The 22,020-nt window shown below is 69.3% G+C and carries 18 protein-coding genes; 9 read left to right on the plus strand and 9 right to left on the minus strand.

The genetic code is table 11. From position 1 onward, the window contains the following. Positions 1-28 precede the first annotated feature (28 nt). Positions 29-520, plus strand: coding sequence for a hypothetical protein (locus tag ALI44B_RS08635; protein ID WP_143459141.1), 492 nt, complete (start codon positions 29-31; stop codon positions 518-520). Between the two features lie 69 nt (positions 521-589). On the opposite strand, the gene ALI44B_RS08640 is transcribed toward ALI44B_RS08635, so the two are convergent. Together ALI44B_RS08640 and ALI44B_RS08645 are read right to left on the minus strand one after the other, a co-directional pair. After that, positions 590-1,861: an amidohydrolase gene (locus ALI44B_RS08640; RefSeq protein ID WP_077054324.1), complete on the minus strand. Its 1,272-nt coding sequence runs from the start codon at positions 1,859-1,861 to the stop codon at positions 590-592. Between the two features lie 28 nt (positions 1,862-1,889). Further along, positions 1,890-2,939: a LacI family DNA-binding transcriptional regulator gene (locus tag ALI44B_RS08645; protein ID WP_077054325.1), complete on the minus strand. Its 1,050-nt coding sequence runs from the start codon at positions 2,937-2,939 to the stop codon at positions 1,890-1,892. 69 nt (positions 2,940-3,008) lie between these two features. Here ALI44B_RS08645 and ALI44B_RS08650 point away from each other — a divergent pair, with 69 nt between their 5' ends. The 6 genes from ALI44B_RS08650 (at position 3,009) to ALI44B_RS08675 (ending at position 9,430) form a co-directional block, all read left to right on the plus strand. Further along, positions 3,009-4,256: an MFS transporter gene (locus tag ALI44B_RS08650; protein ID WP_077055471.1), complete on the plus strand. Its 1,248-nt coding sequence runs from the start codon at positions 3,009-3,011 to the stop codon at positions 4,254-4,256. 279 nt (positions 4,257-4,535) lie between these two features. Continuing rightward, positions 4,536-6,446 (plus strand): LPXTG cell wall anchor domain-containing protein, encoded by a 1,911-nt coding sequence (locus tag ALI44B_RS08655; protein WP_077054326.1) that lies wholly within the window; start codon positions 4,536-4,538, stop codon positions 6,444-6,446. A 203-nt stretch (positions 6,447-6,649) separates the two neighbouring features. Then, entirely contained in the window at positions 6,650-7,345 is a 696-nt protein-coding gene (gene nucS, locus ALI44B_RS08660; protein WP_077054327.1) for an endonuclease NucS, read from the plus strand. 107 nt (positions 7,346-7,452) lie between these two features. Further along, entirely contained in the window at positions 7,453-8,142 is a 690-nt protein-coding gene (locus tag ALI44B_RS08665; protein WP_077054328.1) for an HAD hydrolase-like protein, read from the plus strand. Positions 8,143-8,190: 48 nt separating this feature from the next. Further along, a complete protein-coding gene (locus ALI44B_RS08670; protein ID WP_077054329.1) occupies positions 8,191-8,742 on the plus strand; it encodes a cysteine hydrolase family protein in 552 nt (183 codons plus the stop codon). A 16-nt stretch (positions 8,743-8,758) separates the two neighbouring features. Further along, entirely contained in the window at positions 8,759-9,430 is a 672-nt protein-coding gene (locus ALI44B_RS08675; protein WP_077054330.1) for an SIMPL domain-containing protein, read from the plus strand. Between the two features lie 126 nt (positions 9,431-9,556). On the opposite strand, the gene ALI44B_RS08680 is transcribed toward ALI44B_RS08675, so the two are convergent. The 4 genes from ALI44B_RS08680 to ALI44B_RS08695 form a co-directional block, all read right to left on the minus strand. Next, complete coding sequence (locus tag ALI44B_RS08680; protein ID WP_077054331.1) at positions 9,557-10,117, minus strand: DUF1990 domain-containing protein; 561 nt, start codon at positions 10,115-10,117, stop codon at positions 9,557-9,559. Between the two features lie 38 nt (positions 10,118-10,155). Beyond that, complete coding sequence (locus tag ALI44B_RS08685) at positions 10,156-11,007, minus strand: siderophore-interacting protein (protein WP_077054332.1); 852 nt, start codon at positions 11,005-11,007, stop codon at positions 10,156-10,158. Between the two features lie 91 nt (positions 11,008-11,098). Beyond that, complete coding sequence (locus ALI44B_RS08690) at positions 11,099-13,861, minus strand: amidase (protein WP_077054333.1); 2,763 nt, start codon at positions 13,859-13,861, stop codon at positions 11,099-11,101. Between the two features lie 113 nt (positions 13,862-13,974). Beyond that, on the minus strand, positions 13,975-14,583 hold the full coding sequence (locus ALI44B_RS08695) for a TetR/AcrR family transcriptional regulator (protein WP_077054334.1): 609 nt from the start codon (positions 14,581-14,583) through the stop codon (positions 13,975-13,977). Between the two features lie 76 nt (positions 14,584-14,659). On the opposite strand from ALI44B_RS08695, the gene ALI44B_RS08700 reads away from it, so the two are divergent. Next, positions 14,660-17,164, plus strand: a complete 2,505-nt coding sequence (locus ALI44B_RS08700) for an MMPL family transporter (RefSeq protein ID WP_077054335.1) — start codon at positions 14,660-14,662, stop codon at positions 17,162-17,164. A 54-nt stretch (positions 17,165-17,218) separates the two neighbouring features. On the opposite strand, the gene ALI44B_RS08705 is transcribed toward ALI44B_RS08700, so the two are convergent. After that, positions 17,219-18,223, minus strand: coding sequence for an alcohol dehydrogenase catalytic domain-containing protein (locus ALI44B_RS08705; protein ID WP_083709775.1), 1,005 nt, complete (start codon positions 18,221-18,223; stop codon positions 17,219-17,221). Between the two features lie 61 nt (positions 18,224-18,284). Continuing rightward, on the minus strand, positions 18,285-19,631 hold the full coding sequence (locus ALI44B_RS08710; RefSeq protein WP_202969374.1) for an MFS transporter: 1,347 nt from the start codon (positions 19,629-19,631) through the stop codon (positions 18,285-18,287). A gap of 255 nt (positions 19,632-19,886) precedes the next feature. Here ALI44B_RS08710 and ALI44B_RS08715 point away from each other — a divergent pair, with 255 nt between their 5' ends. After that, on the plus strand, positions 19,887-20,633 hold the full coding sequence (locus tag ALI44B_RS08715; RefSeq protein WP_077054338.1) for a GntR family transcriptional regulator: 747 nt from the start codon (positions 19,887-19,889) through the stop codon (positions 20,631-20,633). A gap of 13 nt (positions 20,634-20,646) precedes the next feature. Here ALI44B_RS08715 and ALI44B_RS08720 read toward each other — a convergent pair whose 3' ends face one another. Beyond that, a complete protein-coding gene (locus ALI44B_RS08720; RefSeq protein ID WP_077054339.1) occupies positions 20,647-21,963 on the minus strand; it encodes an FGGY-family carbohydrate kinase in 1,317 nt (438 codons plus the stop codon). Positions 21,964-22,020 lie beyond the last annotated feature (57 nt).

Below are 22,020 nucleotides of genomic sequence, written 5' to 3' on the forward strand. Positions count from 1 at the left end.
ACTCGCCGGCTGCTCGAGCATGCCGTTCGTGCAACCCGCAGAAAGTCGGCTCGGAACCGAGATCACCACCTTGACACCGCCCGACAGCAAGCGTCTTATGCAGGATGAGCTCTGGAACACGGCCAACCTCATCGGCGGGCAGTGGAAACTCGAGTTCAGTCCCATCCCTTACCGCTGCACCACGGCCGGCGGCGACGAAGGAGCCCGATACGAGGGTGTCTTGCGACTGACGGACGCGGTCTCAGCCGACAACTTCGGAGCTGTCGCAGATGCCATCGCGGCGCGCTTGCGCAGCCAGGGCTTCCATGTCAGACGCGCCGCTTACACGCCCGACAATCGCATCGTCATGGGGGCCGACGCGTTCGGCGCAGAGCTGTCCTACACACGCGAGAGCACGAGCACCGTGCTCATCGGCGGTGGTGCCTGCGTCCCCACCGATTATAAGAAGCTTCGCTACGAAGAGGGCCAGGAGCTCGACCGCACGGGGACACCGCAACCGACGGCACCCGGGACCGGTTGACCGCACGGTAACGGCCAGAAACCGCTCCGCCATGTGACGAGAAGGCCTGGCCCCGACAGGACATGGCCGTCACACCCCCGGTAGCGCCCGCTCGTCGAGCCACTCGAGCGCGGCCGTGGCGAGGGCCGCAACACCCATCGTGAGGGTGGGCTCGATGACGGGGGCGAAGAGCGGCGAATGGTTGGAGGGCAGGGCGTCGAGGCGGCCCGTGGCATAAGCGGCCTGGAACGCTTCGAGTTCAGCTCCTCCGAGCAGCCAGTAGACGAGCGGCACACCCGCCTCGGTCGCGAGCAGGCCGACATCCTCGCTGCCCGTGACGACTCCCGGGTCGATGACCTGCTCGTCTCCGAACACGCGGGCGAAGGCGGCGCGCGTGCGGGCCGAGGCATCCGGGTCGTTGACCAGAACCGGGAACGACTCGGTGGCGACGATCTCGGGCTCGCGGGGCGCGTCAGAAGCCTGCGCCTCGGCGTGCACGATGCGGGTCATGGCCTCGACGACCCGATCGCGCGTGACCGTGTCGTAGCTGCGCACGTTGACGCCGAGGGTGGCGTGGTCGGCGATGATGTTGTTCTTTGTGCCGGCGTGCAGGGTGCCGACGGTGAGGACCGCCGTCTCGGTGCCCGCGATCTCGCGCGAGACCACCGTCTGGAGGCGCATGACCGTGGCGGCGGCGAGCACGACCGGATCGACGGTCAGCTCGGGGCGCGAACCGTGGCCCCCGCGGCCGTGCAGCGTGATCTCGAAGGCATCCGTCGCGGCGAAGGCCGGTCCGGGGTGCAGGCCGATCAGGCCGGCGCCGAGCGGGGCGACGTGCTGGCCGAGCACCACATCGGGGCGCGGAACCTTGTCGAACAGCGCGTCGTCGATCATGGCCTGCGCTCCCCCACCGCCCTCCTCGGCCGGCTGGAAGAGCGCGATCAGGGTGCCGGACCAGTCGTCGCGGCATCCGACGAGCAACTCTGCGGCGCCGAGAAGCGCGGTCACGTGCACGTCGTGGCCGCACGCGTGCATGACGGGCACGTCGGCTCCCGAGGCATCCGTCACCCGATCGGTGGAGGCGTAGTCGAGGCCCGTGCGCTCTTCGACCGGCAGGGCGTCCATGTCGGCGCGCAGCAACACGGTCGGCCCCTCGCCGTTCGTCAGCACGCCGACGACGCCCGTCTGGCCGATGCCCTCGGTGACCTCGAAGCCCAGGTCCATGAGCGTGCGCGCGGCAAGCCCGGCCGTGCGGAACTCTTGGAACGCCAACTCGGGATGCTTGTGCAGATCGCGGTAGGTGGGGGCCAGCTCGGCGGCGATGCGCGCCGCCTCCGGCAGGACCGTTTCAGGGTTCGACATCGAATTCCTCTCGCGTTTGCGCTGCTGCTTACGGCTTCGCGACCGTTCCGCCCGGGTGCAGCCGCACCGGGAAGTTGACTTCTTCGGCGGCTTCTCCGGCGAGCATACTGCGCAAGATGCGACCCGCGGCAACCCCCTTCGGCCGAGACGGCTGCACGACCGTGCTGAGGTCGTGTCCCAGACCCTCGACCCGGATGCCATCGAACCCGATCACGCTGAGATCGCCCGGCACGCTGAGCCCCAACTCCTCGGCCGCTCCGATCACACCGGCCGCGAGCAGGTCGCTCTGCGCCAGGATGGCCGTGGGTCGTTCGTCGGCGGGGACGTCGAGCAGCGCCATCCCCCCGCGGTGTCCTTCTTCGATGCGCGAGCCGCGCGTGGCCCAGGTGCGGATGCCGGGGAAGATCTCATCGGCCCCGATCCACCGCTCGCGGGTGCTCTGCACGGTGACGAGCGAGCGCCACTCGTCGCCGACGAAACCGCGCTCGCCACCCCGCGTGGTTTGCAGCGCGACCTGCGCCACGCGCGTGTGGCCGAGTGAGCGCACGTATTCGGCGGCCATGCGCTCGCCGTCGCGGTTGTCGACGTTGACGGCCACGAAACCGGGCGCCTCGACGCCCTCGATCGAGACGACGGGGATGCCGCGGCGGCCGAGCGCCTCGATCATGGTGGCCGACGAATCGCTGCACCCCATGAGCACGACGGCGTCGACGGGGGCTTGGGCCACGGATTCTTCGCCATCACCCGTGTCGGGGATGAGGAGCAGGCTCGCGCCGATGGTGGTGAGTTCGTCGGCGAGCCCGTCGAGCGTCTGGATCAGCACGGGGTCGAGGAACGAGATGCGGATGCTGTCGGGGATGACGGCCGCGATGATGCCGCTGCGCCCGCGCCGCAGGGACCGGGCGCGCGGGTCGGGCCCGGCGTAACCCAAATCCCGGGCGGCCTGCAGCACTTTGTCACGCGTGGCGTCGGACACGGGGCCCGTGCCGCTGAACGCGAGCGAGGCCGTCGACGGCGAGACTCCCGCCCGCTGCGCGACGGCGGCGAGGGTGGGTCGCGCCCGTGATTCCGGCTCCATGGTCTGCTAGCTTAGTGCACGATCGAATCGATTCGATTGAGACGGAACCGCCACCAGATGCGAGAGACGATGTCAGAGCAGACAACCCTGAAAACCCGCCCGCGCCGCGAACTCTCGGCGTGGAGGAACGCGATCTTCGTGGTCTTCGCGCTCAGTGGCCTGAGCGTGTCGACGTGGGTCGCGCGCCTGCCCGCGATCCGAGATGGACTCGGCCTCTCGACGGGCGAGATCGGCCTGCTCATCCTCGGCATGTCGGCCGGCTCCATCGTCGGTTTGATCGCCGCGCAGCTCATCATGGGCCGTTTCGGGCCCCGCCGCGGCATGGTGTTCTCGCTCGTCACGGTGTCGGTCGGCCTGGCGCTCATCGGATCGGGCGCCGTGCTCTTCGAGGCCCCCGCCGTGGTGCTCGTCGGCCTCATCCTCTTCGGTTTCGGCAACGGTTCGGTCGACGTCATGATGAACGTCGAGGGCGCGGCCGCCGAGAAGGAGATCGGCAAAACCGTCCTGCCCCTCATGCACGCCAGCTTCAGCCTGGGCACGGTCATCGGCGCCGGGATCGGTGCGGGCATGGCGGCGCTCGGCGTCTCGGTGCTGTGGCACACGCTCGGCATGGCGGTGCTCATAGCCGTGGTCATCGTGTTCGCGGTGCGATACGTGCCGGTCAGCGATGAGCTGGGGGACACGGGTGGGGCGGGTGCGGGAGCTGCGACATCCGCTGACCGTATCTCTCTCGGCGAGCGCCTGCGTGCCGGCCTGGTGGTGTGGAAGGACGGGCGCCTGATCATGATCGGCGTCATCATGCTGGGCATGGCTTTTGCCGAGGGAAGCGCGAACGACTGGCTGACCCTGGCGGTAGTCGACGGCTATGACACGACGAATGCCACGGGGGCGTTGGTGTTCAGCGTTTTCGTGGTGGCCATGACGGTGGGTCGTGTGGTCGGCGGTCCGCTCATCGACCGGTTCGGGCGCGTTCCCGTGCTGCGGGTGTCCGCGCTCAGCGCGGTGGTGGGGCTGGCGCTGTTCATCCTGAGCCCCGTGTTGTGGCTGGCGGTCTTCGGCACGGTGCTGTGGGGTCTGGGCTCGGCGCTCGGGTTCCCGGTGGGCATGTCGGCGGCTGCGGATGACTCGCGCAACGCCGCGGCCCGCGTGAGTGCCGTCGCCATGATCGGCTACTTCGCGTTCCTGGTCGGGCCGCCCGTGATCGGGCTCCTGGGCGAGCACATCGGTCTGCTGAACGCGCTCTTCGTGGTGCTCGGGCTCGTGGTCATGGCGGGCCTCGCGTCGCCGGCCGCGCGCGAGCAGAACCCGCGTTCATAGGGGCTCGGAAAGTTCTGCACAGGCAGGTTTCGCGCGGTCTCTCCACCGTTCGCTCGAACCCCCGCCGCCTGACGCCCGTTCGTCATTGGATGGCCTGACAGACGACATCACCCGGATGTCGCGCCAGACCGTCTCGAAAGCGAGCAGCACATGCCCTCCGATCTCATGACCGCCCCGTCCCGCCCCCTACCCGCGCTGCGGCCACTCCTTCGTCCCCCCGCATCCGAAAGCTTTCGTGGCGAACCCTTGCCTCCCCGGCGCTTCAAACGGGGCAGGCGCGTGGTCGGATGCCTGGGGCTCGTCGCCCTGGCCACCACCACGGCTGCCTCCCCGGCGGCCGCGGCGCACAGCCTCTCCGCATCGCCGCCCACGGGCAGCACGAGGACGGCCACCCCGACGACGTTGACCGAGACGCTGCCGGGGGTGCTCGTGCAAGGAGGCATGACCAATCGGCTGAAGACGACCCTCTTCGCCTATACGAAGCCCGGCGATACGGTGCGCGCTGCTTTCCGCCGCAGTTCGGCGCCGCAAGACTCGTGGGCGCCGTCGACGGTGACGATCACGTCGCCGTCCGGTGTGGTCACCGACCGGCTCGCGCTCGATGCATCCACTCCGGTGACGACCATCGTGGGCTCGGAGCGCGTATCGACGGAGGAGGGCGTCTGGTCGATCGCGGTCGAAGACCGCCCGCCCGCGCCCGAGATCCGCGGCGCGAATCTCACGTGGGAGGTGGGCATCCACCGCGACGGCGCACGCGTGGCTGGTCGTGTCTTCACCGAATCGCTGGGCGTGCACACGGGCCCTCCCGCCGACATCACACTCTTCGCGCTGACGCGCACGGGCGGGCTCTATCGGCAGGTGCTTCGGGCGTACGACGGAATCGACTCCACCCTCCAGGTGACCAATAAGGGCAACACGGCGGTCGGCGATCCGCAGTGCGCGCCGACCTACCGCTCCGTCCCGATGCCGACATCGCCCGAGGGGAACGGCATCGGGCGCACGTTCCGGCAGCCATCAGACGCGACGGACTGTGCGGGCCTCGAGCGCTATCGCTTGTTCTTCGAGGCCCCCGCTGCCGACCTCCCGACGACGGCAGCCCGGTGGGCGGATGGCCGCACCTCCGACACCTGGCTCGGCGCGCGCTACTCGGCTCCGCAGGTCACGGGCCTGACGTTCGCTCGCCGAACCGCGGGCGCGAATGCCGGCGTCCTCACGGGAACCCTGCCCACGCAGCCCGGCACCGTCGACATTCAGATCGATGCCGACGGCGACGGGCGTTTCGACGGCCCGGCCGACGTTCGCCTGAGTCGCACGGTCCCGCGCACAGGGGCGTTCACGTTCGATTGGGATGGAAAGAACGGTGCGGGCGTCGCGACGCCCGTCACGGTGCCGGTGTCGATGCGCGCCACCTTGTCGCGCACCAACGAAGCTCACTTCCTTCGGATCGACGCCGAACGGTCGATCGGAGGGATCGAGATCGAGCGGTTGACCGGCGGAACGACAGAGCCACGATCGGTGCACTTCGACGACTCGCTGTTCGCCGCCAGCTCGGCAGCCCGGTACTCGGCGTCGACGCCGTCGACCTCCCCGGTCGGCGGCTTGGACTCTCTCGGAGGCCTGCACCGGTGGGCTCCCGACGACACGGCGGCCGACCGCAATCCGAATATGAACAGCGGGTCGACCGGGTCATGGGGCGATCTGCGCTCGATCGACGACTGGGCATTCGGTGCCGATCGCGCCAGCGCGAATCTCGTGCTGAGCCCGGCCGATCTTCCGACTCCCACACCATCGACCGTTACAACGCCGACAGCCACGCCCACTCCGGTGCCCGTCCCCACTCCGGCGCCGAGCTCGACCCCGACGCCCGCGCCCACGCTTACCCCTGGCCCGAGCCCCACACCGACTCCCGCGCCGAGCGATAGCCCCTCGGACCGTGCGACTCCCCCGCCGGCGCCGGAACCGGCAGGCATCCCGACGCCGCCGCCCTCGCCGGTGACGGGCCGACCGGGAGCGCCCACTCCTCCCTTGCGCACAGCGAGTTCATCCCTCGCGAACACCGGGTCGGAGTCCATTGCGATCGGAATCGGAGCGGCCGGAGCCGTGGCGCTCGGCGCGGCGGCTTTCCTCCTCAGGCGACGCAATCGCCGGGCATCGTCCGATAAAACGACTCCCCCGACGGCGGGCGCATAGTCGGTCCGCGAACGCGTGAACATCTCTGCCGGTCACCCGCGACCCGCTTGAAACATACGGGTACGGGCAGGCCGCGCGAGCGAGACGTGCGGGCAGGGTGTGCGGGGGCGGCGGGACAACCCGTCGGCCCCGCACCCGGCCGGGCTGCAACCCGAGTCCGCCGGCGCAGCCAGGGCACGGTCGGCATCGGCTACTCTCGATGGGTGCGACTGGTTATTGCGAAATGCTCCGTGGACTACGCCGGCCGACTCTCGGCCCACCTGCCTCTGGCAACCCGGCTGCTCATGTTGAAGAGCGACGGGAGCGTCCTCATCCACTCCGACGGCGGCAGCTACAAACCGCTCAACTGGATGAGCCCGCCGTGCACCCTGACCGTTGCCGAACCCGAGCCCGAACAGGCCGAGGCCGGTATCACGCAGGTGTGGAAAGTGACGCACGCCAAGACCGCCGACCTGCTCGTGGTGTCGATCTACGACGTGCTGCACGACTCCGCGCACGACTTGGGCGTTGACCCCGGGCTGCAGAAGGACGGCGTCGAAGCGCACCTGCAGAAGCTGCTCGCCGAGCAGGTCGAGCTACTGGGCGACGGGCACACCCTCGTGCGCCGCGAATACATGACCGCCATCGGGCCCGTCGACATCCTGGCCCGAGACGCTGGCGGCAAGTCGGTGGCCGTCGAGCTGAAGCGGCGCGGCGACATCGACGGCGTTGAACAGCTCACGCGTTACCTGGAGCTCATGAACCGCGACCCGCACCTCGCCCCCGTCACGGGCGTGTTCGCGGCACAGGAGATCAAACCGCAGGCGCGCACCCTGGCCGAAGACCGCGGCATCCGCTGCCTCGTGCTCGACTACGACGCCATGCGCGGGATCGACGACGGCCACAGCCGCCTGTTCTAGGCGATCACGGGCCGACCGCTGACAGATCGCCGGTGAAGCACGGGCCCTATGACCACGCTCTCACCGTTCTCCCGCGTGGCAACGACTGTTCACCAGAGCGGGCTAGCATGGATGACGTGACAATCGAATCCCCGGTCCTGACCCGAAACTGGACATGCATCCTGTTCGACCTCGACGGCACCATCGTCGACTCCGCACCCGGCATCACCGGACGACTCGCCAGCACGCTCACTGAGCTCGGCCTGCCCGTGCCCAGCCAGCAAGAACTGCTGCGCTACGTGGGCCCGCCCATACTCGACTCCTTCCGCGACTTCGCCGGGCTCGACCCCGAACAATCGCAAGAAGCGCTCACCATCTACCGCCGTCAGGTCGCCGAAGTCGGCGCCGCCCACGACAGCGCCATCTTCCCCGGCATCAGCGGGTTGCTCACCAGCCTGAAGAACGCCGGCATCCCCCTGGCCCTCGCCACCAGCAAACCCGAATCGCAAGCCCTCGTGATCCTCGAACACTACGGACTCACCGACAAATTCGACGTCATCACCGGCGCCAGCGAAGACGAAGTGCGCAGCGCCAAAGCCGACGTCGTCGCCGAAGCCGTGCGCCGCCTCACCGACAAAGGCATCGACCTCAGCCAGACCATCATGGTCGGCGACCGACACCACGACGTCACCGGGGCCGCCGCCCACGGCATCCCCACCGTGCTCGTCGAATGGGGCTACGGCTCACCCGCCGAAGCCGACGGCGCCATCGCCGTCGTCCACTCCGTCGACGCGCTGCGCCAACTGCTGCTCGGCTGACACCCCGAAGCACTACCCCCGGCGCGCATGCAGCGGGAGAATGAGCTCATGACCGAGACCATCCCCTCGACGACAGCCCTGCTCGTCATCGACCTGCAAAACGACGTGCTGCCCGGATGCTTCGACACCGAACGCGTCCTGCGCAACACGCGCACGCTCATCGAACGGGCACGCGCCGAAGGAACCCCCGTCGTGTTCGTGCAACACGAAGACGCCGGCATGCCCCGCGACAGCCACGAATGGCAATTCGACCCCGCCATCGAGCCGCTCGACGGCGAACCCCGCGTCTACAAGACCTACCGGGACTCCTTCGCCGACACCGAACTCACCAACATTCTCGACGAACTCGGAACCGAACGACTCGTCATCACGGGCGCGCAGACCGACTATTGCGTCGTCACGACCACGCTCAGCGCCTCGGGCCGCGGCTACGACACCGTGCTCGTCAGCGACGCCCACACCACGAGCGACAGCGACTACGACGGCGTCGTCACCACGGGCGAGCAGATCGTCGCCCACACCAACCAGACCATCGGCACGCTGCGCCAGCCGGGCGTCACCGTCGGCATCGCCACCCACGACGCCGTCGCCCTGCGCTAGCGACTAGCATCGCCGCATGACCGAAACGATCATCACCGTCGAGGGTGTCTTCGAGCACCACCACCCCGCCGAACGCGGAACCGTGAAAATGCGCGTCGGCTTCCAGGGCCCCGACCAGGCCGCCGTCGTCGCCCGCACCACCGAACTGCACGCGCGGCTGAGCGGTGACATCCGCGGCCTGCACGACGGCGCGAACGGCCCCGTCACCTGGTGGTCGACCGACCGCCTGCGCGTGTGGAACGAACGACCCTGGAATAACGAGGGCAAACAGCTGCCCCTCGTGCACCACGCCGCCATCGGCTTCGACGTGAAATTTAGCGACCTCGGGCGCCTCGCCGGCTGGGTCGAAGCGGTCTCACCCGTCGACGGCGTCACCGTGACCAGCATCGAATGGGCGCTCACCGTGATCACGAAGAAGCGACTCACCGACGACGCCCGCGATCGGGCGGTGCGCGACGCCGTCGAGAAGGCGAACGCCTACGCAACCAGCCTGGGGCTGACGAATGTGAGGCCCACGGCCCTCGCCGAACCGGGGATGCTGGGAGACCAGACGCAGCCGTCATCCGGCGTCACCGCCGCGCCCCTCATGCGCGCCGCGGCCGCCACCTCGAACGCACCCACCCTCGAACTCAAACCCGAAGACATCGTCGTCGCGGCCCGCGTGCACGCCCGGTTCGCCGCGTCCTGAACTCGAGACGCCGACGCGGCCGACAGCGCGGCCGAAAACGATCGCAACCGCCGGGCAGGCGGATGTCAGTCCGGCGCGGGGATCAGGCCGTCAAGCGCGTCGATCGCGACAGGCAGCCGGCGGACCTCAGTCCGACGCGGGGAGCAGGCCGTCGAGCGCACGCAGGTTCTTGCTCAGCAGGATGCTGAGGCCGAGCGCGCCGAACGGGCCTGCCGCACGCATCCACCAGGCCGCCGGCTTCCACACCACCCGGATGTCGAGGAAGACCCGGCCATCATCGTCGAGACGGACGAGGTAGCTCTCCCAGCCGCTCTGCGGATGACCCTCGAGCGCTCCGTGGCCGAAACCGCCGATGGTCGGCTCGTCGATCACGCCGAACACGCGGCAGGCCACGCGCGGTCGGAACGGGCCGAACGGGATGCCCCAGACCGACTCGGCATCGTCGGCGACGGCATCCGGCACCTCGAGCGCGACGAAACCCGAACCGTAGTGCACCTGCCAGTGCAGCACGAGACCGACGGCGGCCTCGAAGACGGCCCGGCCCCGCCCGATCTCGCGGCTGCGCACGGTCTCGCGGTAGCCGCTCGGCACCACACCGGCGAAGGTGGGGAAGCCCGGAAAGTTGTAGGCACGGGAAACGGCGCGGTCGTCACCGCTCACGGCATCGCCGGACTGACTGCGCGACATCGATCGCCTCCCTGCGACCATTCCACCACGCGCCACCGTCACCGGGGTGTCGGCGCGGCATCCTCGTCGAAGATCACGCCGACGGGTTCGCGTTTCTCGGCCTGGAAACGGTCTTCGGTGCGGCCGTAGGCCCAGTAACCCGAGAGCGACATGTCCGCGCGGGGCACCTCGCGGGCCGCGAATACCCGCCGCAGGCCCTTCATGGCCTCGCGCTCACCGTGCGCGAAGACACTGACGCGACCGGTCGGCCAGTCGAGCGCGGCGACGGCGTCGACGAGGGCCGTCGATTCACCGGCCGGCACTCCCCCGCGCAGCAACCAGTGCAGCTCGATGCCGACAGGTGCCGTGAGGGGCAGGATGTCGCGATCGGTGTCGACCTCGATGAAGGCGTGGCCCACGGCATCCGCGGGCATGGCCTCGAGCACGGCGCTGATGGCGGGAATGGCGGAGTCGTCCCCCGCGAGGAGGTGCCACTCGGCCGTGGCGTCGGGGTTGAACAGACCGCCCGGGCCCGCGAAGACGAGCGTGTCGCCGGGCTGGGCCGCCGCGGCCCAGGGGCCCGCGAGACCGGCGTCGCCGTGCACCACGAAGTCGATGGCGAGCTCGCGCGCCGCCTGGTCGACCCAATGCACCGTGTAGGTGCGCGTGACCGGGCGGTCGGCCGGCTCGAGCGTCGTGCGCAACTCGGCCAAATCGTAGGGCGGTTCGAGGCCGAGCTCGGGTTTGACGAAGACGATCTTCACGTACTTGTCGGCGAAACCGTTGTCCACGAAATCGTCGAAGTTCTCGCCACCCAGGACGACGCGCACGAGGTGCGGCGACACCCACTCGCTGCGCTGCACCTGCAGCACGCATTGCGGTTTGGGCGGGCGCGGGGAAGCAATTGTCATAGGTCCATTGTCTCGCAGAAGTTAGGGCCTCCTAACACGCGAGAAGGGGACGGGCTGGCGAGCCCGTCCCCTTCGAACTAACGCGCCCTGACTACTCCGACGCGGAGCGACGTCGGCGACGGATGAACGTCGCCGCGGCACCCGCGAACATCAGCGCAAACGCGGCCACGAACCAGGGACCGATCTCACTACCCGTGGTCGACAGCGAACCCGAGGCGCCGGGCTTCGGCGTCGAGCCGGCGTCGGCCGGGATGTTCGGGATGGGCACGGCCGTCGCGCTCGGCTGCGGCTCGACCGGAGGCGTGGTCGGGTCGACGGGAGGCGTGGTCGGGTCGACCGGCGGAACGGGCGGCTCGGTCGGCTCGACAGGAACGGAGGGATCGAGAGCCAGGGCCGGCGCCAGGGTCGAGAGAACCTGAGCCTTCGTCTGCTGCTCGAGTGCGTAACCCATGCCGAGCACCGACGCGTCGCTCCACGAGGGGCCGACGAGCTGCATCGACATCGAGTAACCGTGCGGGTTGAGGCCGACGGGCACGACCACGGTCGGCAGGCCGACGGTGGAAGTGAGAACGCCCGTGGCGCGGTCCGACGACAGCTGCGAGCTCGAGGCGTCGTTGTTGAACACGTCGCTGATGAAGCCCGGGTAGACGACCGCATCGACGCCCTGCTCCGCCATCCACGCATCGATGATGCGCTTGTAGTTGGTGCGGTAGTCGATGTAGGCCTGCACGTTCTCGGGCGTCATGCGGGGAGCGGTCGAGAGCGAACGCTGGTTGTAGGGCAGCACCTTGGGCGATGCGAGGAGCGCGTTGCCGTCGGCGTAGGGGAAGCCGGTCTGCTCTTCGATGTAGAGCGCCCAACCCTCCTGCGAGACGTTGCGGGCGGGGTTCGAGCCACCCGACGGCGGTGCGGGCATCTCGACGACCGTTGCACCCGCGGCGCGCAGATCGGCGAGGTGCGCGAGGGCCGCCTCGCCGGTTCCGTCATCGGCGTAGGACGACACGAACGACGTGGGCAGGTAGCCGATGCGCTTGCCCTGCAGGGCCTGCGTGCTCAGCGCGGTCTTCCAGTCGGCGGGCTTGCGCGCGTCGGCCTGGGCCGTGAGCATGTCGAGCGGGTCGGTTCCCGTGGTGGCGTTCAGCAGCACGGCGAGGTCGCTGACGGTGCGGGCGATGGGGCCCGCGTAGTCCTGACCCCACGTGAGCGGCATGACACCACGGGTCGAGGCCATGCCGTCGGTTCCGCGGAACGTCGTGAGGCTCGAACCCGTGGTGGGCGCGTAGAGCGAGACACCGGTCTGGGTGCCCATGGCGCCCGCGGCCATGCTGGTGGCGACGGCGACGGCCGAACCACCCGACGAACCGAAGGATGTCTTCGAGCCGTAGAGACCGTTCCAGACCTGGCCCCAGCCGGACTCGCTGAAGCTGCCCGAGTTGGCGAACTCGGAGAGGTTGGTCTTGCCGATGAGCACGGCGCCGGCGGCGCGCAGCTTCTCCACCTGGAACGCGTCGCTGTCGGGCTGCCAGCCCTCGAGGGCGCGGGTTCCGCCCGTGGTCGGCTGGTCCTTGGTGTCGTAGAGGTCCTTCAGGGCGATGGGCACGCCGAGCAGGTCACCGGTCGCGCCGGCGGCTCGTGCGGCATCCGCGGCCTTGGCCTGATCGAGCGCGTCGGCGGCCACGTGCAGGAACGCGTTGAAGCCGAACTGCCCGTCGTCGTAGACGTTGATGCGGTCGAGGTAGGCCTGCACGATGGCGACGGATGTGGTGCGACCCGCCGTCATATCGGCCTGCATCTCGGTGATCGTCTTGTTGACGACGTCGTAGCGCGACGTGGTGGTGGGCTTCACGGCGGCGGGCGAGGCGGGCACGTCGAGCTTCGTCGAGGGCGCGCACGCGGCGGCGTCGAAGCCCTGGATGGTGGTGAGATCCCAGTTGCTGACCGTGCAGATCTCGGCGGGCGTGAGGCCCGCGAAGTTCGGCGTAGCGGCGAGCGTCTGCAGCGTGGTGGTGGCCGAGGCCTGGGATGTCGCGGCATCCGGACCGGCGGCGCCGACGTGCACGAAGCGCGCCAACGAACGGGTCTCGCCGGGCTTCACCGTGATGGTGTTGATGAAACCGTAGAAGTTGGCCTCGTTGCCCGCGGTGGCCATGGGGTTGGTGAACGGGCTGCGCTGCTGGTTGCCCGTGCGGTTCATGGCGCCGGCGAACGGGGCGGGGCTGCCGAGCACGACGCCGACGGGACGCTGGGTGGCCTGGGTGTTGGCGACGAGCGCCCACGAGTCGGTCGGGGCGACCGTGGTGTCGCCGTCGGCCGTCGCCCGCACGAGACCCTGGTTGGTCGTGGTGCCGTAGCCGAGCGAACCACCGAACGAGACATCCACCGTGACCGGGGCGTTCGTCGTGTTGGTGAAGGTGTCGAAGTAGCGCGCCGTGCTGTCGGCGTTGCCCATGGTGATGTCGCGCGTGATGTCGATGCCGCCGAGGTCGACCGACTGCGTGGTGTCGTAGGCGGCGCCGTCGGCCGTGGCGGTGAGCCCGAAGCCGCGCATCATCTCGCCGTTGAAGCGCGGGTTGGAGGCGCCCGTCACCGTGACGAAGATGTTGCCGAAGCCGTCGACGCGTGACTGGCTCACGGTGCGGATGCTTCCCGTGTCGAGTCCGGGAGGGGCGGCGTCGTGAATCTGCCACACCGCACCGTTGGCGGCCGTGGTGCTCGAGACGGCGGTGGCGCCCGTCGCGGGGATGATGACACCGGCGGCGAGGATGCCGACGGCGAGGGTGGCGCCGGAGCGGCGGAGCGTTCGTCTCGAGGAGCGGGCAGGGGATGAGGGGGTGGAACGATCGTCGTGTGACATGCGTCCTTTTTCTGCAAGGGAATCTGCCCTGAGGTGGGCATCCCCCGAAATCTACGGGCGCCGTGTATCGATCGTGTTTCAGAGAAGTCTCTGTGTTATTTCATAGGATTGCGTCACTCGGAGACGTCGTCGTGACGAATTCCGTCAGGTGAGACGCGTGGTCCCAGCGCGACGTCCACCAGGCGCGCGGCCACGTCGGCGTCGGCGGGGGCGCGCGTGAGGGTGCGGAAGATCACCGCTCCGAGCAGCGCCTCGCCCATCTGCTGCAGGGGTGCGTCGGGCGGCAGCTGCCCCACCGCTACCGCCTTCTCGAAGCGTTCGACGAGGAACGAGCTGGTGCCGAACGTGTCGCCGAGTCGCCCGCCGACGTCGTCGCTTTCGGCACCGGCCGCGATGAGCGAGCGCATGAGCGCCGGCCCACCCTTGCTCTCGAGCAGCACGAAGATCTTGTGCAGCCAGGTGACCAGATCGGTGCGGATGTCGCCCGTATCGTCTGGCGCTATTCCCTCGGGCAGCAGCAGCCCTTCGAGCAGGCAGTCGGCCACAAGCGCGCCCTTCGACGTCCACCAGCGGTAGATCGTCTGCTTGCCGACGCCGGCCTCGTGTGCGATGCCCTCCATGGTGAGCTGCTCGTACCCACGGTCGGCGAAGAGCCGCGCGGTGGCCTGCAGAATGGCCACGCGTGCCGCCTCGCTGCGGGCCCGTCCGCGCTGATGTTCCATGCCGCCATGCTAGCGTTGACGACAATACGAGACGGTGCGTATTGCAAACTTCCCGGTTCCGAAAGGCACACTCCGCATGGCTGAACTCCTCTACCGCCTGGGCAAACTCTCGGCACGACGCGCCTGGCTCGTCATCGCCGCCTGGGCCGTGATCTTCGCGCTCGCGGTGGGTGGCTACCTGATCGGGTCGAAGGGCCTGACGTCGAGCTTCGACATCCCCGGCACCGCATCGGGCGCCGTGACCGACGAGTTGCAGGAAAAGCTGCCCGACTTCGGCGGAGCATCCGGAACCGTCGTCTTCTCGACCGAGGACGGCAGCGCGCTCACCGACGAGCAGCGCGCGGACATCAGCGCGCTCATCGCCGACTCGGGTGACCTCGAGGATGTCTCGGATGTGATCGACCCCTTCGACACGGAGCAGCAGCGCGCCGACCAGGCCCAGCAGCTCGTCGACGGCCGCCAGCAGATCACCGACGGCGCCGCGCAACTCGACGCCGGTCAGACCCAGTTGGATGCCGGGGCCGCCCAGCTCGAGGCCGCCCAGACACAGCTCGACCAGGCCCGCGCGCAGGCCGAGGCCGCCGGGTTCCCGACCGCCCAGATCGACGCGCAACAGCAGCAGCTCGACGCCTCGAAGGCGCAGCTCGACGCGCAGCAGCAGACGCTCACGGATGGCCGCGACGAACTCGAGACCCAGACGTCGAAGCTCGAACTCGGCGCACGTCTGCTCGACCTGGCCGACGGCATCCGCTTCGTCTCGGAGGACGGCTCGACCGCGCTCGTCAACGTCGCCTTCACCGAACCGCGCCTCGAGCTCTCGGAAGAGGCCAAGCAGGGCGTGATCTCACACTTCGAGTCCGAGCCCATCGACGGCGTCGACGTGAGCTTCTCGACCGATATCGCGCAGGGCGTTCCCCAGATCTTCGGCGTGGGCGAGGTGATCGGCCTCGTCATCGCGGCCATCGTGCTGCTCGTGCTGCTGGGCTCGGTCATCGCCGCGGGCCTGCCGCTCGTGACCGCCATCGTGGGTGTCGGCATCGGCGTGCTGTCCACGCTGTCGTTCTCGGGCGTCGTGCAGATGGCGTCGGTCACGCCCGTGCTCGGCGTCATGCTGGGGCTCGCCGTGGGCATCGACTACTCGCTCTTCATCATCAACCGCCACCGCAAGCAACTGCTGCAGGGCGCCGAGGTGCGCGAGTCGATCGGGCTCGCCAACGGCACCGCCGGTAATGCCGTGATCTTCGCCGGGGCCACCGTCATCGTGGCGCTCCTGGCCCTCAACGTGACGGGCGTGCCGTTCCTCGGCCTCATGGGCACCGCGGGCGCCGTGTGCGTGGCCGTGGCCGTGCTCATCGCCGTCACGCTGACGCCCGCGCTGCTGGGTCTCGTCGGCGAGCGCGTGCTCGCGAAGAAGCCCCGCGCCCGCGCCGCCCAGGCGCGCACGGCCGCGGGTGCCGCCCACCACGCCCGGGTCGAGAAGCCCGTGAAACCCATGTCGACCGTGCGCGCCGTCGTCACGGTTCTCGTGAGCATCGTGGCGCTGCTCGTCGTAGCGATCCCGTCGCTGTCGATGCGCGTTGGCCTGCCCGACGGCTCCTCCGAGCCCGAAGATTCCGCGTCCTACCGCGCCTACACGCTCACGCAGGACGAGTTCGGCGCCGGCACCAACAGCACGCTGCTCGTCACGGCGCAGCTGCCCGCCGGCCTCGACGACGACCAGGTGCTCGAGAAGCAGGTGCTCGTCGCCGAGAAGATCGCCGACCAGGAGGATGTCGTCTCGGTCGCGCCCATCGCCGTTTCGGATGACAACGAGCTCGCCGCTTTCCAGGTCATCCCGGCCGAGGGCCCCAACAGCGTGTCGACCGAACAGCTCGTGCGCGACCTGCGGCTCCTGCCCGCCATCGACGGCGACATCCAGCTGGGCGTAGCGGGCCAGGCCGCCATCAACATCGACATCTCGGAGAGCCTGGCCGCCGTGCTGCCGCTCTACCTCGCGGTGGTCGTTGGCCTGTCGCTGCTCATCATGATCCTCGTGTTCCGTTCGCTGCTGGTGCCGCTGATCGCGACGGGCGGGTTCATCCTGTCGCTCTTCGCCACCTACGGCGCGGTCGTCGCGGTGTTCCAGTGGGGATGGTTCGCCGACGTCATCGGCCTGCACAGCACGGGCCCGATCCTGAGCTTCCTTCCGGTCATCCTGGTCGGAATCCTGTTCGGACTCGCCATGGACTACCAGCTGTTCCTGGCATCCGGCATGCGCGAGGCGTATGTGCACGGGGCGCCCGCACGGCTCGCCGTCATGCAGGGCTTCCGGGCGGGGCGCGCGGTCGTCACGGCCGCGGCGCTCATCATGGTGTCGGTGTTCGGCGGGTTCATCTTCTCCGAGGCCACCATCATCCGCTCGATCGGTTTCGGCCTGGCCTTCGGCGTGCTGCTCGACGCGTTCGTGGTGCGCATGCTGCTCATGCCGGCGCTCATGCACCTGCTGGGGCGCTCAGCCTGGTGGATCCCGCGCTGGCTCGACCGCATCCTGCCCAACGTGGATGTCGAGGGCGCGGCGCTCGAGCGTCGCCACCACGTCTAGCGGGGGCGACGCCCGGGCACGGGCTCTCGGCACGCGGCCTGCGCGCCCGACCGATCAGTTGACGATCTGCACCTTGATCTGGTCGGGGCGTGTGGCGGCAGCCATGGCCTCCGCGTAGTCCTCGATACCGAAGGTCGACGTGACGAGGCCCTCGAGCTCGCCCTGCAACTCGACCATGCGCTCGGCCGATTCGCCGTACTTCTCGGCGAGCGAGTTCGAACCGATGATGCTGAGCTCCTTGGCGAAGACCTCATACGGCAGCAGGGGCACGCTGGCCGTCGGCGCCGCGACCCCCATCTGCACGAGGCGTCCCCGCGGGCCGAGCACCGAGATCGCGTTCTCGATCGCCACGGGATGCCCGCTGGCGTCGAGCGCGAGATCGAACACGTCCCGGTCGAGCTCATCGACCGACGAGACGGCCTGCAGCGCACCGAGCTGGGCTGCGGCCTCGCGACGCGCGGGGTTGGGCTCGACCACGCGGATGCCCGTGGCCCCTTCGGCATTACCGAGGATGACGGCCATGAGCCCGATCGAGCCGGCCCCGAAGATCACGAGCTCCTGGTCTTTCCAGTCGGGCACCCGTTCGAGGGCGTGCAGGACGCACGCGAACGGTTCGATGAGCGGCGCCGCGCGGTGCGTGATGCGCTCGTCGAGGGGGAACGTGATGCGCGCGGGCACGGCCACGAACTCGGCCACCGAACCATCCACGGCCACGCCGACCGGCAGGATGTTGACGCACAGGTTCGTGGCCCCGCGCCGGCACCACGTGCACACGCCGCAGGAGATGTTGGGGTTGACGCCCACGTAGTCGCCCTCGGCGAAGGTCGAGACATCCGACCCGACCGCCGTGACGTAGCCGGCGAACTCGTGTCCGGGCACGACGGGGAAGCGCCCGTGCGGGTACTCCCCCGAGGCCAGGTGCAGATCGGTTCCGCACACACCCGTTCCGACCGGGGCGATGACGACCTCGTCGGCCGCCGGGCGGGGCACGGGCAGGTTGCGGATGTCGATTCCACCCGTTCCGTCGAGGACGGCGGCGCGCATTGTTCGATCGGTCATGTTTTCACTCCACAAAGGTGTTCGATAGGTGAGGGGCGTTGCGGGCCCGCGGCGGGAACCGTCAGCCCCGGGTCTTGGCCGAACGCGTCGCCGCGGCCGGGTCGCCCGCGAAGGCCTGCAGGGTTCCGCCCTCTTCGACCACGCGCTGGGCCTCGTCGGGAACCTGGAGCCAGCGCACCGAGATGCCCGCGAGCACGTACAGCACGGCGAAGATGATCGTGACGCCACCGGCGCCGAGAGGCGCGAGGAAGAGTGCAACGATACCGGGGCCGACGAACGTGGCCGCACCGGCGCCGAGGTTCAATACGGCGATCGAGTTGCCCTTCTGCGCGGGGGCCATGAGCGACATGAGCACCGAGATGGGCGTGAAACCGGCGAGCGTGATGCCGAAGAACGCGGCGCAGAGGGCCGAGACCCAGTACTGGTCGCCGACATACTGCGGCAGGAAGTAGAAGGCGAGCACGGCCACGGCCGAACCGATGCAGCCGAACCACCGCAGCGTGCGGTGCCAGCCGAGGCGGTCGCTCAACACACCGAAGAACAGGTTGGCGAAGATATTCGAGGCGCCGAGGATGAAGACGAGCTGCAGCCATCCGGACGTCCCGAAGCCCAGATCGACCGCGAAGATCGTCGGGAAGAAGACGAAGAGGCCGAATTGCGGCGCCGTGTTGATGACGCGCACGAGGCAGCCGAGCCCCACGCGGGGGTTGGTAAACGCGATGGCCACGCTATCGATGAGGCTGCGACCCGTCGTGATGTGCGGCGCCGCCTGACGGCCGCCGCCCTGCGCGTTGCGCAACCCGACGAGGGCGAAAACGCCGCCGAGGACGACGAGCGAGAGGGCCACCCAGAAGGTCCAATAGGGGCCGATGAATGGCACGGTGCCGCTGGCGACGAGCGAGCCGAGCGTGGGGAGACCGCCCGTGAAGGCGAAGTAGAACCACCCGACCGCGCTGCCGAGGCGGTTGGCCGGGCTGGCACCCAGCACCCACACGAGGAAACCGTAGGCGAAGAGCGGGTAGGCGACGCCGCGCAGGCCGTAGATCACGAGCATGAGCGTGAAGTTCTCGGTGGGCAGGGCCACGGCGAGGAAGAGCACCTGCAGCACGGCCCACAGAGTGAGGCCGATGATCATGACCCGGCGCGGGCCCCACACATCGGAGAGGGCGCCGGACAACCAGGAACCGAGCGTGACCATGAGGCCGTAAACCGTGATGATGACGGCGGCGTTGGTCTCGCCGCCCGCGCCGTTATCCGCGAGGAACGGGGCGATGTAGCCCGATTCGACCCCGTCGCCGATCATGAACAGCAGCAGGCCGACGAAACCCCAGACGAGGGGTTTCGGAATTCCGATCTTTTCGATGAACCCCTGGGCCTTCGGGCCATCGGAGTGGATACTCGTCGTCACTGACATTGATTTTCCCTCGTGTCACGCAGCGCAGCGCTGCGAATACTTGTCGCGAGCCGGGCGGGGCGCCCGTTCTCTCTCACGGTCGTGGCGGCCCGAGTGGTGCCCGGTGGGTCAGCGACCTTGCTGATCGTTCGATCTTGTACGTACAGACAGTACCACCCGGACAGGCGGCCTGACCAGAGGGTCTCGACAATACGAATCGACCGGCGTGCCGGTATCGGGCTATACGATGGCGCTCGAAGGAGTGTGGAAATGTCGCAGACCATCGAACGCACCTCACCCGTGCCCTACTACGAGCAGCTCGCCGAGATCTTGCGCGCGCAGATCCTCGACGGAGCCATCCCGCCGGATGAGCGACTGCCCAGCGAATCCGAGCTCTGCCGCGAATACGGCCTGTCGCGCGCGACCGTGCGACAGACGCTGCAGAAGCTCGAGACCGACGGGTTCGCGCGCCGGGTGCCCCGCCGCGGTGTGTTCGCGAGCACGCCCGTCGAGACATCCGGGTGGACCGTGCAAGAAGGTTTTCTCGAATCCCAGATCCGGCACGGCCGCGTGGGCATCGAAACGCGCGTCATCGATGCGCGCTTCACCCGCCCGCCCCGGCATGTGGCCGACGCGCTGCAGGTCGGCGCCGGCGACGACGTCTTCGCCCTCGAACGCGTGCGCTCGCTCGAGGGGCGCATCGCCATGTTCAGCACGAACTGGTTCCCGGATGCCTCGGGACAGTCGATGTCGACCGCTTCCGAGGTGCTCGACGGATCCGCCTCGGTGAACGAGCGCCTGCGCGCCGCCGGTTTCGTCACGAGCGGCGCGAAACGCGTCATCCACGCCCTGCGCGCCCCCGACACCGTTGCCGCGCACCTGCAGGTCGGCACCGATGAGCCCGTGCTGCGCGTGCGCTCGCTGTCGTGGGACGACCGCGGCACGAAGTTCGACTACTACGAGACGTGGGTGCTCACCGACGTGATCCCGCTCGAGGTGAGCGTTTCCGCGAGCTGAGGCACACGTCACCTCAGCCGAGCATCTCGGTGCTGAAACCGCCCAGGGCGAGCGTGGCATCGGGGGCCCACCCGCGCGCGGCGGCCGCGAGCAGAGCGGCACCGACGGCCGTGACCTCGGGTTCGAGGATGGGGGCCGCCCGGGTTCCGTGCACCGCCGACTTGATCTCGATCCACCCGGGCGAGCGCACCCAGCCGCCCGCCAGCCGCACCCCGCCACCCGGCACACCGACGGCATCGACCGCGTCGCGGCCCGCCCGAGCGAGCGCGCCGAGCACGGCCGACGCGAGCGCCAGAGGGTCTCGCGGTGCATCGGGGGCGAACGCGGGCGTGCCGCCACCCCGCTCGCCCGGCAGGAAGATGCCCGAATCCCAGAGCGGCAGCGGTTCGACGCGGCCCACGAGGATCGCGCGGATCTGATCCGCGACGGCGGCATCCTGCGACGCCCACTGCACGTTGCGCGCCAGTTCCTCGACGCGCAGCAGCGTGAAACCGCTCGAACGGATGCCCGGCCCGACGTCGACGTGCGCCCCGCGCGGCGCGGGCGCGGACGCCTCGGCCACGACCACCTCGGCCGTGCCCATCGAGTCGAGCACCGTGTTCGGGATCATCTGCCGCACACCCCATCCGGCGATCGGGTGGTCGTGCCCACCCGCCACGGTGATCGCATCCGGGGCGACGACGTCGGCCGCACGCAACGTGGCCGAATCGAGCGGCCCGGCAATCTCGCCGGTCGTCAGCACCTCGGGCAGCAGATCGGCCGAGCCGAGCGTGACCTCGACGCGCTCCGACGCCCAGCGCCGGTCCGTCGAGCGCCACGCCGAAGTGCGCGCGGCGAGGGTGTCGCTGAAGAAGGGGCGCCGCGTCCACCGAACGGCCGCCAGATCGGTCAGCGCGAGCCAGTGTCGGGCCGACCCAGCCGCGCGCTGTTCGCGCGCCCACGACCATCCGACGAGCGTGCGCACGGCGTCGGTCTCGGCGTCATACGACTCGTCGTCGTGCAAACGGTCACGTAGCCCGCGGAAGATGTCGCGCCGACGCGGGTCGAACCAGGTGAGCGGCGGCGTCAGCACCCGCAGGTCGTCGTCGACGAGGACGCCGTCCTCCCCCACGCCGGCCACGCAGACGGCGTGGATGGAGTAGACGTCGCCGCAGACCTCGATGAGCATCTCCTCGACGACCGCGAAGAGGGCCTCAGCCTTGACCGAGAGCTCGGCGTCGCGCGGCGTCGGACGGCTCGCGCGGGCGACCACGGCCCCCGAGCGGTCGAGCGCCACGACCTTGGTGTTGGTGCTGCCGAGGTCGACGCCGCAGGCGACGGGGATGCGCAATGTGCGGGTCAGCTCGACACCTCCTCCGTGTGGGTTATGAGGGCCGCTCGGCACCGC

It is taken from the genome of Leifsonia sp. ALI-44-B (assembly GCF_001984125.1).
Classification (GTDB): domain Bacteria; phylum Actinomycetota; class Actinomycetes; order Actinomycetales; family Microbacteriaceae; genus Okibacterium.

Coding starts and splice junctions, on each gene's coding strand:
- ALI44B_RS08695 (WP_077054334.1), bottom strand. CDS start 14,583: ATGGAACATCAGCGCGGACGGGCCCGCAGCGAGGCGGCACGCGTGGCC.
- ALI44B_RS08675 (WP_077054330.1), top strand. CDS start 8,759: ATGACCGAAACGATCATCACCGTCGAGGGTGTCTTCGAGCACCACCAC.
- ALI44B_RS08685 (WP_077054332.1), bottom strand. CDS start 11,007: ATGACAATTGCTTCCCCGCGCCCGCCCAAACCGCAATGCGTGCTGCAG.
- ALI44B_RS08700 (WP_077054335.1), top strand. CDS start 14,660: ATGGCTGAACTCCTCTACCGCCTGGGCAAACTCTCGGCACGACGCGCC.
- ALI44B_RS08650 (WP_077055471.1), top strand. CDS start 3,009: ATGTCAGAGCAGACAACCCTGAAAACCCGCCCGCGCCGCGAACTCTCG.
- ALI44B_RS08690 (WP_077054333.1), bottom strand. CDS start 13,861: ATGTCACACGACGATCGTTCCACCCCCTCATCCCCTGCCCGCTCCTCG.
- ALI44B_RS08705 (WP_083709775.1), bottom strand. CDS start 18,223: ATGACCGATCGAACAATGCGCGCCGCCGTCCTCGACGGAACGGGTGGA.
- ALI44B_RS08670 (WP_077054329.1), top strand. CDS start 8,191: ATGACCGAGACCATCCCCTCGACGACAGCCCTGCTCGTCATCGACCTG.
- ALI44B_RS08645 (WP_077054325.1), bottom strand. CDS start 2,939: ATGGAGCCGGAATCACGGGCGCGACCCACCCTCGCCGCCGTCGCGCAG.
- ALI44B_RS08665 (WP_077054328.1), top strand. CDS start 7,453: ATGGATGACGTGACAATCGAATCCCCGGTCCTGACCCGAAACTGGACA.
- ALI44B_RS08640 (WP_077054324.1), bottom strand. CDS start 1,861: ATGTCGAACCCTGAAACGGTCCTGCCGGAGGCGGCGCGCATCGCCGCC.
- ALI44B_RS08680 (WP_077054331.1), bottom strand. CDS start 10,117: ATGTCGCGCAGTCAGTCCGGCGATGCCGTGAGCGGTGACGACCGCGCC.
- ALI44B_RS08715 (WP_077054338.1), top strand. CDS start 19,887: ATGTCGCAGACCATCGAACGCACCTCACCCGTGCCCTACTACGAGCAG.